Origin of the sequence: Novosphingobium sp., assembly GCF_965229225.1 — a bacterium.
In the GTDB taxonomy this organism is placed as follows: domain Bacteria; phylum Pseudomonadota; class Alphaproteobacteria; order Sphingomonadales; family Sphingomonadaceae; genus Novosphingobium.
This window is the reverse complement of sequence record NZ_OZ245867.1, coordinates 3,955,520-3,972,254: the sequence shown is the minus strand read 5'-3', so window position 1 is coordinate 3,972,254 and position 16,735 is coordinate 3,955,520. Positions and strand designations below refer to the sequence as shown.

17 protein-coding genes are annotated in these 16,735 nt (G+C 65.7%); 8 read left to right on the top strand and 9 right to left on the bottom strand.

Features of this window, described 5'->3' with window-relative positions:
* Positions 1 to 34: 34 nt before the first annotated feature.
* From ACO06X_RS18675 to ACO06X_RS18655, 5 genes are all read left to right on the top strand, one after another.
* Positions 35 to 1,231: a cytochrome P450 gene (locus ACO06X_RS18675; protein ID WP_421837637.1), complete on the top strand. Its 1,197-nt coding sequence runs from the start codon at positions 35 to 37 to the stop codon at positions 1,229 to 1,231.
* Entirely contained in the window at positions 1,228 to 1,659 is a 432-nt protein-coding gene (locus ACO06X_RS18670) for a VOC family protein (protein ID WP_421837636.1), read from the top strand. The genes ACO06X_RS18675 and ACO06X_RS18670 overlap by 4 nt, the downstream gene beginning before the upstream one ends.
* A 25-nt stretch (positions 1,660 to 1,684) precedes the next feature.
* The gene (locus ACO06X_RS18665) at positions 1,685 to 3,160 is read left to right on the top strand and encodes an aldehyde dehydrogenase family protein (RefSeq protein ID WP_072383523.1); all 1,476 of its coding nucleotides are present in this window, start codon (positions 1,685 to 1,687) and stop codon (positions 3,158 to 3,160) included.
* Between the two features lie 12 nt (positions 3,161 to 3,172).
* Positions 3,173 to 3,961 (top strand): SDR family oxidoreductase, encoded by a 789-nt coding sequence (locus tag ACO06X_RS18660; RefSeq protein ID WP_421837635.1) that lies wholly within the window; start codon positions 3,173 to 3,175, stop codon positions 3,959 to 3,961.
* 106 nt (positions 3,962 to 4,067) lie between these two features.
* Positions 4,068 to 4,898 (top strand): coniferyl-alcohol dehydrogenase, encoded by an 831-nt coding sequence (locus tag ACO06X_RS18655; protein WP_421837634.1) that lies wholly within the window; start codon positions 4,068 to 4,070, stop codon positions 4,896 to 4,898.
* Here the strand turns inward: ACO06X_RS18655 and ACO06X_RS18650 are convergent.
* Positions 4,895 to 5,575 carry a TetR family transcriptional regulator gene (locus ACO06X_RS18650; protein WP_171955410.1) on the bottom strand — a complete coding sequence of 227 codons (681 nt, stop codon included), beginning with the start codon at positions 5,573 to 5,575 and terminating at the stop codon, positions 4,895 to 4,897. The two genes, ACO06X_RS18655 and ACO06X_RS18650, sit on opposite strands and share 4 nt — an antisense overlap.
* Positions 5,576 to 5,657: 82 nt before the next feature.
* Between ACO06X_RS18650 and ACO06X_RS18645 the strand changes: the two genes are divergently transcribed.
* Positions 5,658 to 6,437 (top strand): SDR family oxidoreductase, encoded by a 780-nt coding sequence (locus tag ACO06X_RS18645; RefSeq protein WP_421837633.1) that lies wholly within the window; start codon positions 5,658 to 5,660, stop codon positions 6,435 to 6,437.
* Here ACO06X_RS18645 and ACO06X_RS18640 read toward each other — a convergent pair.
* A complete protein-coding gene (locus ACO06X_RS18640; protein ID WP_072383533.1) occupies positions 6,434 to 7,495 on the bottom strand; it encodes a DUF7065 domain-containing protein in 1,062 nt (353 codons plus the stop codon). The two genes, ACO06X_RS18645 and ACO06X_RS18640, sit on opposite strands and share 4 nt — an antisense overlap.
* A 72-nt stretch (positions 7,496 to 7,567) precedes the next feature.
* Between ACO06X_RS18640 and ACO06X_RS18635 the strand changes: the two genes are divergently transcribed.
* Together ACO06X_RS18635 and ACO06X_RS18630 are read left to right on the top strand one after the other, a co-directional pair.
* Positions 7,568 to 7,975: a Zn-ribbon domain-containing OB-fold protein gene (locus ACO06X_RS18635; protein WP_072383727.1), complete on the top strand. Its 408-nt coding sequence runs from the start codon at positions 7,568 to 7,570 to the stop codon at positions 7,973 to 7,975.
* Positions 7,972 to 9,135: a thiolase C-terminal domain-containing protein gene (locus ACO06X_RS18630; protein WP_072383535.1), complete on the top strand. Its 1,164-nt coding sequence runs from the start codon at positions 7,972 to 7,974 to the stop codon at positions 9,133 to 9,135. The genes ACO06X_RS18635 and ACO06X_RS18630 overlap by 4 nt, the downstream gene beginning before the upstream one ends.
* On the opposite strand, the gene ACO06X_RS18625 is transcribed toward ACO06X_RS18630, so the two are convergent.
* Genes ACO06X_RS18625 through ACO06X_RS18595 form a run of 7 tightly spaced genes read right to left on the bottom strand, consistent with a single transcriptional unit; the run spans position 9,101 to position 16,721 of the window.
* Positions 9,101 to 10,456 (bottom strand): amidohydrolase family protein, encoded by a 1,356-nt coding sequence (locus ACO06X_RS18625; protein WP_171955411.1) that lies wholly within the window; start codon positions 10,454 to 10,456, stop codon positions 9,101 to 9,103. The two genes, ACO06X_RS18630 and ACO06X_RS18625, sit on opposite strands and share 35 nt — an antisense overlap.
* Entirely contained in the window at positions 10,453 to 11,376 is a 924-nt protein-coding gene (locus ACO06X_RS18620; protein ID WP_072383537.1) for a CoA transferase, read from the bottom strand. Before ACO06X_RS18620 ends, ACO06X_RS18625 begins: the two co-directional genes overlap by 4 nt.
* Entirely contained in the window at positions 11,373 to 12,353 is a 981-nt protein-coding gene (locus ACO06X_RS18615; RefSeq protein ID WP_421837632.1) for an enoyl-CoA hydratase/isomerase family protein, read from the bottom strand. The genes ACO06X_RS18620 and ACO06X_RS18615 overlap by 4 nt, the downstream gene beginning before the upstream one ends.
* A gap of 28 nt (positions 12,354 to 12,381) precedes the next feature.
* Positions 12,382 to 13,611: a CaiB/BaiF CoA transferase family protein gene (locus ACO06X_RS18610; protein ID WP_421837631.1), complete on the bottom strand. Its 1,230-nt coding sequence runs from the start codon at positions 13,609 to 13,611 to the stop codon at positions 12,382 to 12,384.
* 11 nt (positions 13,612 to 13,622) lie between these two features.
* Complete coding sequence (locus ACO06X_RS18605) at positions 13,623 to 15,098, bottom strand: aldehyde dehydrogenase family protein (protein ID WP_421837630.1); 1,476 nt, start codon at positions 15,096 to 15,098, stop codon at positions 13,623 to 13,625.
* A 10-nt stretch (positions 15,099 to 15,108) separates the two neighbouring features.
* Positions 15,109 to 16,365: a cytochrome P450 gene (locus ACO06X_RS18600; protein WP_421837629.1), complete on the bottom strand. Its 1,257-nt coding sequence runs from the start codon at positions 16,363 to 16,365 to the stop codon at positions 15,109 to 15,111.
* On the bottom strand, positions 16,362 to 16,721 hold the full coding sequence (locus ACO06X_RS18595) for a hypothetical protein (protein WP_421837628.1): 360 nt from the start codon (positions 16,719 to 16,721) through the stop codon (positions 16,362 to 16,364). Before ACO06X_RS18595 ends, ACO06X_RS18600 begins: the two co-directional genes overlap by 4 nt.
* Between the last annotated feature and the right edge of the window lie 14 nt (positions 16,722 to 16,735).

Sequence of the window (16,735 nt, the reverse complement as noted above, 5' to 3'; positions counted from 1 at the left end):
AGGCAAGGATATAACGAAGTGGGAGTGCGACTCGATGGCGACTACCGCGACTGAGCGGCTGCGCGAACCCGTTTTTGCGTTCGACTATGTCAGTGACCCGGCAATTGCAGCCGATGTCCACGCCGCCTACTGGGACCTCAAGCAGAACGCTCCGCCGGTGTTCTGGACCCCTGCGCATGGCGGGCACTGGGTCGTGACCAGCGCCGATGCCGCGATCGACGTTTTGCGCCATCCGGACCGGTTCTCGAGCAAGTTCCTCTCGATCCCGCCTAATCCGCACCAGCCCCGGATGATCCCGGAATCGCTCGATCCTCCCGAACACCGCCCCTATCGCCAGCTGCTGCGCCCGTTCTTCGAGAGCAAGGCGATCGAACCGCTCGAACCGCGCATCCGCGACTGGGCCGAACGCTTGATCGACGAGGTTGCTGCCAAGGGATCGTGCGAATTCGTCGACGCACTGGGGTCGCGGTTTCCCGTCTCGGTGTTCATGGAGCTGTTCGGTTTTCCGCTCGATCAGTTCGACACGTTCCGTGCGATCGTGGTCGAATATTTCAGCACCGCAATCTCCGACGAGCGCCGCATGGCGCTGTCGATGCAGATCCTCGGCACCTTGAGCCAGCTGATCGAGGCGCGCCGCGCCGAGCCGAAGGACGACCTCGTCTCGACTCTGATCCAAACCGATTTCGAAGGCCGCAAGCTGGCGCAGGACGAACTGATCTCGATCGGTTTCCTGATGTTTCTTGCCGGGCTTGATACTGTGGTCAACGCGCTGACCTTCGGCATGCGCCACCTCGCGCAGGACGACGCACTGCGCACCCGGATGATCGAGGATCCCGCGGCGATCCCGGCGATCATCGATGAATTGATGCGCCGCTACACCTTCGTCTCGACCCCTCGCTACATCGTGCAGGACACCGAAATCGCCGGCGTGAAAGTCTACGCCGGCGATTCCGTGCTGGTGCCGCTGCACATGGTCGGCTGGGATGAAAAGCTCACCGAATGCCCGGCAGAGGTGCGGCTCGACCGGCCGACTTGCCGCCATGCCGGGTTCGGGTCGGGTATCCATACCTGCCTCGGCATCCACCTCGCCCGCCTCGAGATGACGATCTTCTACGAGACCTGGGCGCGCAAGATCGGCCACTTCCAAACGGCAGATGATCAGACGCTGCGTTTTCGCGGTGGATCGGTTCAGGCGCTCGAGGCGCTCGAGCTGGAATGGGAGACAGCATGATGGATCAGGCCTTGCACATGCACATGGTGCCCGCCGCCGATGTGGCGGCGCTGCGCGCGTTCTACATCGACGCGCTTGGCTGGAAGACCTGGGGGCCAGACATGCCGGGCAGCGTGATGCTGCGCGCCGGGACGGCGGTGATCGTGTTCCTTCCCCGTGACTATCTCGCCAAGGAAAGCGGGATCGATGTGTCGGCCACTGCCCGCGCGATCAACGCGGTCTTTGTCGAGTCCAAGGCCGATGTCGACAGCCAGATAGCTCGTGCCCTTGCCGCAGGCGCCGCCCTGACCAGCCCGGTACGCGACCGCGATGGCGGGCTCTATTCGGGCTATTTCACCGATCCCGAAGGCAATGGCTGGGAAATCGTGTGGAGCCCGGTGATGCGTCCCGGTGCAGACGGCGGCCTGACCCTCGCGCTTCCCCAATAACCCGATCCCAGCCGGAGACCCCGCCGTGAGCACAGCCATTCCCACCGTCCACCTCCACCTTGGCCACGAGCAGCGCACCAGCGGCTCGGGCGGCAGCCGCACCCATATCCACCCGGTGAGCGGCGACGCGCTTGCCGAAATCCCGCTTGCCGGGCCCGCCGAGATCGACGCCGCCGTCGCAAGAGCGGAAGCCGCCCGCGAGGGCTGGCGCCGCACCTCCCCCGAAGCGCGCGGGGCCATGCTGACCCGACTTTCCGATCTGATGATCGCAAAGAAGACCGAGTTTGCCGAAATGGCCGCGCTCGATGGCGGCACGCCGCTGATGCAGGGCGAGCGCGGGGTCGAAACCGCGGCCGCCTGGGTGCGCTACTACGCCGGCTGGTGCGACAAGCTGACTGGCGATCTCCTCAGCACGTTCGATACGCGCGGCGAGTTTTCCTATTCGGTGCCCGAACCCATCGGGATCGTGGGGATCATCAACACCTGGAACGGACCGCTGATCGGCCTCGGCATGAAAGTGGCCCCGGCGCTGGCGGCGGGCAACTGCGTGATCGTCAAGCCGGCGGAGATCACGCCGTTCGCACCCGAACTCTTTGCGCAGTGCTGCGTGGAAGCGGGCATTCCGGACGGAGTGCTCTCGATCCTGCCGGGCACGGGCGAAGCGGGCGATACCATCGTGCGCCACCCCAAGGTGCGCAAGATCAGCTTCACCGGCGGGCCGATCACCGCGCGCAAGATCCTCGCGGCCGCGGCAGAGCAGATCAAGCCGACGGTCATGGAGCTTGGCGGCAAGTCGGCCAGCCTCGTCTTCCCCGATTGCGATCTGCAGGCCGCTGCCGAGCGCGCGGTGTTCTGGACGATCGGCTGCCTCGCCGGGCAGGGCTGCGCGCTGCCCACGCGCCAGGTGGTCCACGCCGATGTCTACGACGAATTCGTGGAGCGGATGGTCGCCATCGCGAAGCAGTTCAAAGTCGGCAATCCGATGGACCCCGGCGTCATGGTCGGCCCGGTGATCAACAAGGCAGCCGTCGAGCGGATCACCGGCATGTTCGACCGGGCTACCGCCGACAACGCCTGCAAGTTCCTGATGGGCGGCAAGCGCGCCGGGGGCGAGCTTGCCAGCGGCAACTTCATCGAGCCGACGATCATGGTCGATGTCGATCCCGATCACGAAATCGCGCAAGTCGAGATCTTCGGCCCCGCCGTCGCGATCCTCAAGTTCCATACCGAGGAAGAGGCCATCGCCATCGCCAACAACAGCGAATACGGCCTTGCCGCCTATATCCAGTCGAACGACCTGCAGCGGGTCCACCGCATTGCCGAGCGGCTCCATGCCGGCGGCGTCTATGTGAACGGCGGGTTCCAGATCAATTCGCACACGCCGTTCGGCGGCGTGGGCATTTCCGGCTTCGGCAAGGAAGGCGGCAAGGCCGGGATCGACGAATTTCTGCACTACAAGACCGTCACCATCGGTGTCGGCGCGCCGATCTTCGGCGGTTAAGAGGAACGCGACATGGCGGATTTCAGCAACGACAATTTCAGGCTCGAGGGCAAGGTGGCCATTGTCACGGGCGCAGGAGGGCGCGGTAACTCGATTGGCCGGGCCTACGCGGTTGCGCTCGCGAATGCCGGAGCGGCGGTCGTAGTCGCAGACCTCAACGGCGAGGGCGCGCAGACCGTGGCCGACGAGATCACGGCAGCAGGCGGCAAGTCGCTGGCTGTGCAGGTTGACATCACCGATACCGCATCCGTCACCGCAATGGCCGACAAGGCCAAGGCCGTGTTCGGCGGGATCGACATTCTGGTGAACAATGCCGCGCTGATGGTCGAGATTGTCGACAAGCCGCTGATTCAAACCGACCGCGCGCGCTTCGACAAGGGCATGGCGGTGAATGTCTGGGGCGCGATCAACTGCGCGCAAGTGGTGGCCCACTTCATGGCCGAGCGCGGGGGCGGCGCGATCGTCAATCAGGTCTCCGCCGGGGCCTATCCGGCGCAGTCGTTCTACGGCGTGACGAAGATCGCGCTTCACGGCGTGACCACCACGCTCGCGACCGAACTTGGCCGCCAGGGCATTCGCGTCAACGCGATCGGACCGGGCATGACCAAGACCGACGCGGGCCTTGCGCTTACGCCAGACGACAGCCCACTGGTCCAGTATGTCGAGGCGCGCACCCCGATCCAGGGGCGCGATACGCCCGATGCGCTCTGCGGCACCTTGCTTCTTCTGGTATCCGAAGCCGGTCGGTGGATAACCGGGCAGGTCCTCAATATCGACGGCGGCTGGGTGATGCGCGGCTGAGCATCAACTGCCCCTAGCTAAAATTGAAGAAACGTCAGTTTTAGCATTGAGCGCTGCCGTGCACCGGAGTATTCACTCGGGCGAGAACATTCTGCGGGAGAGACAGATGGCCACCGATATCCTGGGCTACGCCGGCAAGCGCGTTGTGGTGATGGGGTGCTATTCCGGCACGGGCGAGGCTTGCGCCCGCCAGCTCGTCGCGCTGGGTGCGCAAGTGCACGGCGCGGATATCCGGCCCTCGCCGGTCGAAGGGCTCGCCTCCTTCACCACGGTCGATCTCAAGGATCCGGCTTCGATCGCGGCCGGCGTGACCAGCATCGGCGGCGAGGTTGATTGCCTTTTCAACGTTTCCGGCCTGCCTCAGACTTTCCCCGGCGAAGACGTCATCACGGTCAATTTCCTTGGTATCCGGCTCTGGACCGAGACATGGCTGCCGCACATCCGCCAGGGCGGCGCGATTGTCACGGTCTCCTCGCTCGCGGGCATGCGCTATCTCATGCGGCAGGAGCTGCTGAAGGAATTCATGGACCTGACCGATTTCGCCGAAGCGCGCGCGTGGTACACCGCCAATGCGGAGCGCGCCGGCGATTCCTATGGCCTGTCCAAGGAAGCAATCAACACCTGGACCCAGCAGCTCGGCCCGGGCCTGATGGCGCGCAATATCCGCATCAATTGCACGATGCCGAGCCCGATCGACACGCCGATGCTGGGCGAGTTTCGCAAGATTGCGGGTGATGCCGTCCTCGGCGCGTTTTCCAAGGCCAAGGGGCGCCCTTCCTCCCCGCTCGAGCAGGCCCTCCCGCTGATCCTGCTGTGCAGCGATGCCGCCAGCTTCATCAGCGGGGCATGCCTGCCGGTCGATGCCGGCCTTTCCGGCGGGCTCTATACCGGCGTGCTCAATATGGAGCAGATGCTCGCCGACGCTGCGGCAGGCTAATCGCGCGCGCCAAGCATCATGGCGACAGTGTGGGCCGCCGCAGCCCGCAGCGCATCGTAGGAAATGTCATCGTCCTCGCGGGCCATCGGCCCGACGGCGGCAAGGCGTTCAAGCATCATCAGGATGGTACCGCCGCACGATCGCGGCTTGAGCTCGGCAGGCACGAGCCCGGCAGCCTGCGCCTTTACGATCAGGGGAGTGAGCCCGGTCATGATCGGCAGCGCTGCCTCCATTCGGGCACGATAGAACCGCTCATCGCCTTCCTCTGCCGCCATGTTGCGCACCCGGAAAATCGTGCGGTTGCGGTTCCACAGTTCGCAGTAGGCATCGACCAGCGCGCGGGCAAAGGGGCGGCTGCCCGGCTGCTGCCAATCGCGCGCCAGCAAGTCATCGATTTCAGGCGAGGTCAGCGGCGCATTGGCCAGAGCGGCGAGCACCACTTCTGGCACCCCGCGAAAATAGACATAGAACGTCGCCGGTGACGTTTTGGCCACGCGCGCCACATCAGCCACAGAAACATCGCGAAGACCGTGCGTTTCAAGGAGGTCGACCGTCACGTCGATCAGCGTCTGGCGCGTCCTCTCGCCTTTTGAGCCGATCTTCTGGCCATAGTGGTTGTAGCGCGCCGCACGGGCACGGACCGGCTTGGCAGGGGTGATTTCAGCCGCTTGGGTCATCGCAAGCCTCATCGACGAAAACTTGCCCTCGCGCAAGGAATTGACGTATCGTCAATCTTGAAGGTTTGCAGGGAGAAGCAGGTTGGAGCCGCTCAAGGACAAGGTCGCCGTAATCACCGGCGCTTCGAAAGGCATGGGCCGGCACTTTGTCGCAGCACTGGTCGGCTCTGGCATGAAAGTCGCCGCACTGGCGCGGCCCTCGCCCGAGCTCGAAAGCCTTGCGGAAGCGTTCGGCGAAGACGTGGCCACTTTCGCCTGCGATGTGACCGATCCGGACGCGGTGCGATGCGCAATCGATGCGGCGGCCTGCCGGTTCGGACAGATCGACGTGCTGGTCAACAATGCCGCGATCTATCACCCCTTCGCGTTCGAGGAGGGCAGCGACGCGCTGATCCGCAGCCACCTCGATGTCAACGTACTGGGCCTCGCCTGGGCGAGCCGCGCCGCGATCCCGCACTTGCGGCGCACGCGCGGGCAGATCGTCAACATATCCAGCGAAAGCGTGCGCCATCCCTTCCCCATGCTGGCGCTCTACGCCGCCACCAAGGCCGCGGTCGAGGTGCTGTCGGAGGGGCTGCGCGAGGAACTGCGCAGCGAGGGCATCCGCATCAGCGTCTTGCGTTCGGGCTCGGTATCAGGCGGGAGCGGCGGGGAAAGCTGGTCCGAGGAAACCCGCAAGAAGTTCTTCGCCAAGATCGTCCAGACCGGCCATGCGGCGATGTCCGGCGCCCCGGCCAGCCCGCAATCGATGGCGCGCGGGCTGGTCTCGATACTCTCCTTGCCGCGCGATGTCAGCGTCGATCTGGTCGAACTGCGCGCGGCGGAAGAGGGCGTGCCAGAAGGCGCGCGGCAGCAGGACTAGCGCACTGCTCGCAGCGCATGAAGCATGCGCTGGAAGTGTTTGGGATTCCACACATCCTGATCCTCACCCCAGCCAATCTTGCCGTCGAAATCCCAGCGCATCAGCTGGTTGGTGCCATAGCCCGCCTCGCTCATCCGGCTGACCGCCGTGCCTTCAGCCGCCATGGTTCGGCCCAGATCATCGGTCAGTTCGACCTGCATGTGGCTGCACCAGCCCGTCTCCGGATTGCGGAACGAACGCATGCGGCACTTCGTTCCGTCGAGATTACCGTAGACCCCGTCCCGCAGCAGGTAACCGCCGTTCATCGGGCTCCAGCCTTCGGCCGTGCCATCCTGCGGGCGCACGAAACCAAGGAACCCGCTGTCCCCATCGGCATGGCCAAAGATGTACTGGATGCGCCCGCGCCCCCGCTCGCGCTCGATTTCGCGCCAGCGCGGCCCGCCGGGCTCGCGGACGCGCTCAAGGTCGTTCGCATAGCTCTGCTTCTTGCTCTGCGCATAGGGGCCACCGCGCGGACCCCAGGTGCGGTCGCGCACCGACCAGCAATCGAGCCGGATATCCTCGCCATCGAGCCGCAGCGTCCCTTCGACCTTGCCGAGTTGATCGTAGTGCGGGGTATGGATGAACGGCGGCTCGCCCGGCTCGAACCGGCGTGGCGGATGCGCACCGGCAAACACGAAGTCTAGCCCGAAATCACGATCTGGATCAGCATAGTGCAGGTGATACTTCATACCCGGTTCGAGCATCTTGAGGCTGTAGCCGCCGGCCGGGAAGGTGATGTGGCGCAAGTCCGGATTGTCCGGCATCGGCGCTTCCTCAACCTTGCGGTAATAGGCCATCCGCGCCGGATCATAGCCGCGCGCATCCCACACGAAAATCCGCCAGGTCACCGTCTTGCGATTGGGATAGTAGGGCGTGTGGATCCAGCCGCCGATCTTGCGTTCGGGCACGTTCCACGACCACCAGTTGGTCTCGGTCTCGTATGGGTCGTCCGACAGCGCGTGATAGCCATCATCTTCGGGCTTGAAGGCATAAGGATCGGCGACTTGGTTGGTCATTGGTGTGCTCTTTCAGTTTCCCTATAATGGTAAACCTAGTTATACAGGTTACAACCCCAAATGGAGAGCCATGTGCGCCCCTTGCCCGAATTGACCCCAGAGAACACAGCCTTCTGGACCGGCGGCGCGCAGAGCAAACTGATGATCGCGTTTTGCGGCGCATGCGACAAGGCAATCCACCCGCCGCAAGTGATCTGCCCGGCCTGCCAGTCGCGCGATGTGAGCCCGCGTGAGGTGGCGGGGTCGGGCACTGTCTATAGCTACACGGTCAATCACCAGCCCTGGCTCCCGGACATGGCGGTGCCCTTCGCAATCGCGGTTGTCGATGTAGACGATGCGCCGGGCGTCCGCGTGACAGCACCGGTCACCGGCTGCGCGCCCGAGGCGGTCATGATCGGACAGCGCATGCACATCGCGTTCGAGCCCAGCGGCGAAGTCTGGCTGCCGCTGTGGACACCGCTCGAAGGAGCGGCAGCATGAAGGCCGCGATCACCGGCACCGGCATGTCCGACATCGGCCGTAACACCGGTCGGCCGGCCATGCTTCATCTGGCCGATGCAGCCGACCGCGCGCTGGCCCGTGCCGGGCTGACGCTCGCGGATATCGACGGGATCTGTACCTATCCGGGCAAGGCAGACAATTCCCCCGGCATGTCGCCGCTCGGCACAGGCGAAGTGCGCAATGCATTAGGCTTGCAGACATGCTGGCACGCGGCGGTGCCCGATGGACCGGCACAGATGGCCCCGATCATGGTCGCCGCGATGGCGGTGATGACCGGGCAGGCCCGCCATGTGCTGTGCTTTCGCGCGCTGACCGAAAGCTCGTCGCAAAGCGCCGGACGCCGCGCCAGCATTCCCGGCGCAGGCCGGGCCGAGATCGGCGGCTGGCTCAGCTGGCTGGTACCCGTCGGCGCGATGTCGGCCGCCAACTGGGCCGGATGGATGGCCACGCGCTACTTCCACGAATTCGGGATGACGCGCGAGCACCTCGGCATGGTCGCGCTGGGGGAACGGCAGTTCGCGCAGATGAACCCGGCCGCGGTGATGCAGAAGCCTCTGACCATGGACGACTACCTCGCCGCGCGGATGATCTCGACCCCGCTGGGCCTGTTCGATTGCGACATTCCGATCGACGGCGCGGCGGTGGTGATCGTCTCCGCCGCCGATGCCGCGCAGGACTGCCGCATGCCGCCGCTGCGGATCGAGGCGCTGGGTTCGGCCCTGCGCTCGCAGGAGACCTGGGACCAGCGCGCAGATCTCACCACGATGGGCGCGCACGATGCGGCGATCGACTTGTGGTCGCGCACCGCCTTCAAGCCCGGCGATGTCGATGTGCTGGGGCTTTACGACGGCTTCTCGATCTTCGTGCCGCTGTGGCTCGAAGCGCTGGGGTTTTGCGGCCACGGCGAGGCCAAGGACTTCATTGCCGAGGGCCAGATCGGGCCCGGTGGCCGTTTTCCGGTCAACACCGGCGGCGGGCAGATGTCGGGCGGGCGGCTCCACGGCTTCGGCCTGCTGCATGAAACCTGCCTGCAATTGTGGGGCGATGCTGGTGCGCGGCAAGTGGCAGGTGCGAAAACCGGAGTCTGCGCCATGGGCGGCGGGTTCATCGCCGGGGCGATGCTGCTTCATCGCGATTGAAGGCGATCTTGCCGCCGACGATTGACATGCGGAGCCGGTCGGCCGTGAGATCAGCCAGCACATCGGCCATCGCGCCCTCGCAAAGGATCAGGTCGGCAGGCGCGCCGGGGGCAATCGCGCCGCCACAATAGAGGCGCAGCGCAGCGAGCGGCTCGAGCCGCTCGTCCGGCCCCAGCGGCACACCGCGCGCTGTCCGGCGATCCCGCGCGCTGCGCATCGCCAGCCAGGGATCGGCAGCGGCGTAAGGCGCATCCGAACCGCCGAGCAGCGCAATGCCGGCGCGCGCCAGCCGCGCGGCGGGGTAGAGATCGCCGTGCTGCGCGGCTGCGACCGCTTCGAGATAGCGATCCCCGCGATCATGGATGAATGCCGGATTGGTCACAACGGTCAGCCCGGCGGCGGCAATGACCGGCACGAACGTTTCCGGAATGAGCCCGCCATGCTCGATCCGGTCACCCGGCCGCGCGCCACCGGCAGCCTCCAGCGCGGCGAGGAACAGCGCGAGTTCGGCTTCGGTCACGCAATGCGCGGCGACGGCCCGCTGCTGCCGGCGGCCTTCCCCGATCCGTGCCGCCAACGCGGTGATCTCGGGCGGATCACGCTCGTCGATCAGCAGCTTGAGCGCGCCGAGCGCATAGCCCTCGCCCGGCCCCAGCGCTTCGCTACCCATCAGGATCAGGCGCTGCGGCACGGCACCAGCCAAGAGCCGCGCTTCATCGGGACCATTGTGCGCGCCGGCATCGGTCAGTCCGGTCAGCCCGAATGCAGCAAGCTCGCCGCCCATCGCTCCGAGGTCGGGCAAGCTGCGCGGCAGGGCGCGGGCGAGCCAGCGATCCTCGCGCCAAAACTGTCCGGTCAGGTGCCCGCCGGCGTCGCGCTCGGCGCCCGGTGGCCAATCGCTGGTGCCAAGCGCGGCGAGCGCAGCGGAATTGAGCACCCACAAGGCGCCCGTCCGGTCCTGCAAACGGACCGGGCGATCCGGGACCCAGCGGTCGAGAAGCGCTGTATCAGGCAGACCGGCAGCGCGCTCGTCATAGCCGACTGCGCGCAGCCACGGGCCGGGACGGGCAGCGACGAGAGCGGCACGCACCGCAGCCTCGGTCGTGAGCCCGGCGAGATCAACCGACTGCCGCCGGGCCGCGAGCGCCAGAATGTGCAGATGATGATCGTGCAGCCCCGGGAGCAGCGTGTCACCCGCGCAGTCGATCTCCATCGCGGCACGTGGTTGATCGAGGCCGATATCAGCAATTCGGCCGTCAGAAATCCGGATATCGGTAAGCGCCCCGCCCCATGGCCGCACTTGCCTCAGGATCAGGCTCACGCCAGCCGCCCCGCATAGGCGGCGGCCACGCGGGCCATCGCCATATCGATCAGCCCGCATTGCCCCGAAAAGACCGCGCGCGCTGCTTCCAGCCCAGTCAGCGGATCGGCGATCGCGTCACCCAGAAAGCGCGGTTCGCCTCGCTCCCAGCGGACCAGTCCGCCCGCCACAGCGCAATCATCGCCGAAGCCAACCCGCTGTGCGCCGGGACCGGCAAAGCCGTGCGCGGTGATCGCGACCCAGGTCAGGTCCGGCCAATCCGCCGGAACCAGCCCCAACCGGGCAAGCGCTGCCGGGCGGGCACTGGTGACCAGAACATCGGCCTCTTCGATCAGTTTGCGGAGCGCAGCCCTGCCCTCTGCTTCTCGCAAATCCAGCGCGACGCGGGACTTGCTCGCATTGATCCGCGCATCGAGCAGCGGCGAAGTCTGCGGGGTTGGATCGGGCCGACCGATGCTCTCGATCCGCACCACTTCGGCCCCGGCGCGCGCGAGCAGCCCGGCGCAGAGCGGCCCGGCCCACAGCGCCGACAGATCGACCACCCGGCGCGGAACGCGAAGCAGATCGGGTGTCGGCAGGGCTTGTGGCGCCGCTTCGCCAAGCACTGCCACCGGCAACTGAAGTTCGGCCGCGCGGTCGCGAAAGCTTGCCGCGCCAATCTCCTTCGCCAGTTCGGCCAGTGCAGCCCATGGCTCCCCTTCATGGCCGCAGAGCGCTGGAACCGTGTCCCGATCCTCCTCGCGTGCGAGATTGAGCGCGGCCCAGCCATCCTGCGCTTGCAGCAGACGGCAATGGCGGTTGGCCGAGGAGAGGCAGGGCTGATCCAGGCCGCCCGGCGCGTCGCGGACAAGGAGATCTTCTGCACGCCAGTCGAGGCCCGCAAGGCGCTCCTCCACGATCGCCTCCAGTGCCGCGCTCACGGTTCGATCGCATGGATCAGGCCCCAGTCCAGCGCCTGTGCAGCGCCGATCCGGAAGGCACCCAGCGCCAGCCAGAGCAGCCGCTGCCGCCCGATTGCGCGGACCAGCGTCACCGTGCCCCCCGCCCCCGGAATCAGGCCCATGCCAAGTTCGGGCAATTGCACAACAAGATCCGCCGCCGCGATCCGGTGCGCCGCCGCGGCGGGAACCTCGATCCCCGAACCGATGCAGGCCCCATGCAGCCGCGCGGTGGCGCGCGAGCCGAGCCGGTGCAGCACCCGCGCAGCGCTGTGCTGGGTGCGGATGACATGCGCCCGCGCCAGATCGCGCGCCGTGCCGAATTCGGCCAGCGAACCGCCGGTCGAGAAGCACTTTCCCTCGGCCTGCAGTGTCAGGTCCGGCGAGCTTGGGTCTTCCAGCACATTGACCAGCGCCTCATAGAGCGCATCGCGCATCGCCGCGGTCATGGCGTTGCGGTTGCCGGGAGACGCCAGCGTGAGGGTGACATGCTCCTCCTCGCGCGCATAGCGCACGGGATGAGCGGCCTGAACACCCGCATCGGGCGCAGGCCTTGCGGCCAGCCAGCGCGCAAACTCTTCGCCGCCCAGCAGAGCCGAATAAGCCAGCGATTCGAGTTCCAGCGCGGTATCGAAGGCCAGTCCTTCCCCGTGCCGCAACACGCGTGCGAGCAGGGCGGTGGCAATGGGAGCACGGGCAGCCATGGCCTGCACGGCCCCCAATTGTGCGCCAAGCCTCCCCGGCGCAGCGCTCACCCACGGCGACGGCGCTCCAGCCCGCGTTGTCACCAGCGCATCGTAGGCGGCAGCATCCACATCGGGCAGGAGCCCATCCCGGTCGACCAGCACAGCAACCGCACCTGCCGGCACCCGCTCGCCGGGCGCAAGCAGCACCAGCGGCGAGCCGGACACTGACGAAAAGGCTTCCTCGCCCATGAGGTCGGATGGAACGGCGGACATCGCCCGTTTCATCGGCCAAAGCCTGCTGTCAGGCAATGGCCCCCTTGCCCTTGAGCGCCTCGATCCGGTCCCATTCAAGCCCCAGTTCCATGAGGAACAGTTCAGTATGCTCCGAAGCTTCGGGCGCACGGGTGTTGCTGGCGGGCTGCTTGTCGAACTGCACCGGATTGGCAACGAGCTTGATCGGCGGACCGCCATCTGCGCTCTCGACCTCGAAAATGAAGCCGTTGGCCTGGACCTGCTCGTCATGCTCGATATCGGCGGGGGATTGGTAGGCCGCCCATTGCCCCTTCATCGTCTTCAGCCGTTCCTGCCAATAGGCGAAGGGCTGCGATGCCATGGCCTTCTTCACTTCCTGATAGGCCGCCATCGCATTCTCCCACAGCTTCTCGATGGTCGAAAAGCGCGGATCGGCGGCGCATTCGGGAATGCCGAGATGGGTGAAGGTATCCTCGATAAGCTGCGACGGCGAGAGCACCGTCAGGTTGATGAACCCGCCGTCAGAGGTCTTGAACACGCCCATGAACGGGTTGGTGCCGACGACATCCTGACCCGGCAGTGCATTGACGAAGGGGTTGGTCTTGAGCTCCATGCACACGTCGATGCTGCAAGCCGTCGCCCAGATGCCGGAGGAAAGGAGCGAGACGTCGACTTCGGTCGGCTCGCCGGTCCGTTCACGGTGGAACAGCGCGGCGGCGATCCCGCCGGCAATATTCATGCCGCCGATCGTATCGCCATAAGCCGGGCCCGGCTGCAGTAGCGGGCCATCGAGTTCCTTCGGTGTGACAAGGATCGAGGACCCGCCGCGTGCCCAGTAGGCGGTCGAATCGAACCCGCCCTTGTCGCGCTCGGGGCCCTTTTCACCAAAGGCCGAGCCGCGCACATAGATGATGTCGGGATTGGCCGCGCGGATATGCTCCAGATCGATGCCCAGCTTCTGCCGTGCGGAAGGCAGATAGTTGGTCAGGAACACGTCGCAGGTCTTTGCAATCTCATAGAGAAGTTCGCGTCCCTCGGCGGTCGAGATATCAATGCCCACACTGCGCTTGCCGCGATTGGGATGCTGCATCAGCGACGAGCGCTGCGGATTGACCGCAAGGCGCTGCAGTTCCTTGATGCCTCGCTGGGCATCGCCGCGCACCGGGTGCTCGATCTTGATCACATCGGCACCCCAGTCCGTCAGCACCGCACCCGCCGCCGGGACGAATGTGAACTGCGCCACTTCGAGGACGCGCACGCCCTGCATTACCTTGGTCATGCCCTGTCCCCTCACGCAGCGTGGAAGCTGATGACTTTCTGATAAGTGAATTCGTTGAGGCCATCCTCGCCGTATTCGCGGCCATAGCCCGAGCGTTTGATCCCGCCGAACGGCGCATCGGAGAGCATCGTGCCCCCGCCGCCGTTGATCGCCACGCTGCCGGTGCGGATGCGCAGCGCCATTTCATAGGCCTTGCCCGCATCGGCCGAACAGATCGCGCCGGAGAGGCCGAAATCGCTGGCATTGGCGAGCGCGATGGCCTCATCGTCATCGTCGAAGCCGATCACCGCACCGATCGGACCGAACACTTCCTCTTGCGCGAGGCGGCTGTCGTTGCGCACGTTGTCGAACAGCGTCGGCTCAAAGTAGAAGCCCTTGTCCAGCCCGCCCGGCCGCTTGCCGCCCGCGACCAGCGTTGCACCCTCGTCCAGCGCGATCTGGACGTAGCGCTCGGTCCGCTCGCGCGCGGCTTCGCGGATCAGCGGGCCGTAGTTGACCGAGGGATCGGCGGGGTTGCCGATCTTGAGATGCGCGATCATCGCCTTCAGCGTCTCGACGAATTGCGGGCGGATGGAGTTGTGGACGAGGTGCCGCGTGGTGAGCGCACAGCCCTGCCCGCAATGGATGGTAAAACCGCCGAGCGCTGCCATCGCCGCTTCCTGCAGATTGGCATCGGCGCGCACGATCAGCGCGGACTTGCCGCCCAGTTCCATCACGATCCGCTTTAGCGTGGGCGCGCCCTGCGCCTGGATCATTTCGCCGACCTTGTCCGAACCGGTAAAGTGCACCAGATCGACGCGCTTGTCGCTCGTCAGCAGACGGCTCGCCTCGATATCGCCGGTGACCACGCTGAGCACGCCTTTGGGCAGCCCGACCTCGTCGGCGATCTCGCCCAGGATCAGGGCCTGCATCGGCGTGTAGGGCGAAGGCTTGAGCACCACGGTGCAGCCCACCACCAGCGCCGGAACCACTTTGCCGACATTGAGGAAAAACGGAAAATTGTAGGGCGAGATTGCTGCAACAACGCCCACCGGCTCGCGGCTGACGACTCCGGTGCCGAGCGTCGTCGTGCCCTGCGCGTTGGGGGTCAGTTCCACCGGAAGCGGCGTGACCGCCGGACGGCTGGCGAGCTCCACCGTGCGGCGGGCGTGCTTCATCGGGATGCCATATTGCAGGAACCCGGCCAGCATCTGCGTCGCGCCCGCCTCGGCCACGATCATCGTCACGATCTCTTCGCGGCGCGCATCGATCGCATCGAGGAAGCGCGTCATCATCGCCTGACGCTGAGCGACGGGCAGACGCGGCCAGTCACCATGATCAAAGGCCTCGCGCGCCCCGGCGATTGCAGCATCGACTTGGGCCGTGCTGCCGACGGGCGCTTCGATCAGCAGGCTTTCGTCGGCGGGATTGATCACCGGTTCGGTAACCAGCGTCGGCTGCCATTCGCCGCCAACGTAGATGCAGCCGGGGTGTTTCAGGAAGCTCATGGCGATATCCTCAGGCTGCGTTCCAGATGATCGGGAGATTGCGGATCGAAAGCAGGCCGGGCACGACGGTGGTGTCGGTCCCGGGCTTGATCCGGAAGGGCTGCGGAATGCGCGTGAACCATTCGTCCAGCAGCACCCGAAGCTCGCGCCGGGCGAGATGCGCGCCGAGGCACAAGTGGATGCCGCCCGAAAGCGCATAGTGACGGTTGACCTGCCGTTCGGGATCGAACGTGCGGGGATTTGGGAACTGCGCGGGATCGAAATTGCCCGAACTGTTGAAGACCGAAACCCAGTCCCCGGCCTTGATCTCGATCCCGTGCCAGGTGAAATCGCGTTTCACCTTGCGGCCCGAATTGATGAGCGGCTGGACCCGCAGAAACTCCTCGACCGCTGTCGGAATGATCGCCGGATTGTCGCGGATCCGTGCCTGCAGGGCCTGATCCATGCCGAGCCGACGAAACATCTGGCTTACCGACGAGGCCACCGTATCGAGCCCGCCCAGCCACAGGAACCAGGTCATCCCGATCACTTCGGTCGGAGTAAGCGGCTCGCCTTCCAGCGCGCCATTGGCGATATAGCTGCCGAGCGTCTGGTCCGGCGCCGCCTGCTTTTCGGCGATGAAGCCGCGCAGGTACGCGAGAATGCCGCGCACGGCGGCCGCCTTGGCGGCGATGTCCGGTACGTGGAGGATGTTCCATTCCCATTCGAGGAACTGGTCGAACATCGAAAACGGCAGGCCCATCAGATCGAGGAAGACCCTGACCGGGAAGATCCGTCCGAAGTCGTAGGCGATATCGACCTCGCCCCTGGCCGCAAAATCGTCGATCATTTCGCCGATGATCGCACGGATGCGCGGCTCCATCGCCTTCATCGCGACCGGCGTGAACCACGGGTTGAGGAAGCGGCGATACTTGGCATGATCGGGCGGATCTATCCCTAGCGGGATCGAAGGCCAGTGCTCTCCGGCCAACGCCTGAAACTGCGCCACGCCTTCGGTGGAGAACAGGTCGTTGTCCTCGTAGACCCGGCGAATGTCTTCATACCGCGTGACGACCCAGGCCCCGCACTGGTTGCCGCTCGTTGGCCATGGGTAGTAATGGATCCGCGGGAACGCCGGATCGCGCAGCACATCGGTCGATGCGTAAGGATCGGGCAGGTCGTTCGCGACCTGACCATTGGCAAAGCGGGTATCGAGCACAAGCTCAGGCGGAACATGCGCCGGCACCGGCGGCGCATCGGCAGGCGCGCGGGAAACCGGATAGGTCACTGGCCATCCCCCCGCGCGCTATAGTGGCGGGCGAGCAGGACGGCAGCCATATTGCCCTTGGTGCGGAACGACTGGACCAGCAGATAGGCGAACGTGAACAGGCAACCGCCCATGATCGAGAGCACCGCAAACAGCACGCCGAGCAGCCGCGATTTCGCGTGCCAGACCATCCACACCGCGATCAGCAGCAGCATGCAAAAGAAATCGAAGTTGAACTGCGCGCGCCAGGGATGCGCCATGTCGCCGAAAAAGAAATCCCCGGCCTTGTCCCAGCCGAGCGTCTGACCGGCGTGGATGGTGACCATCAGCAGGCGCAGCCAAGCTGCCGCCAGCGCGATGCGGAAAAGTTGGATCATGCTCGAAACTCCCC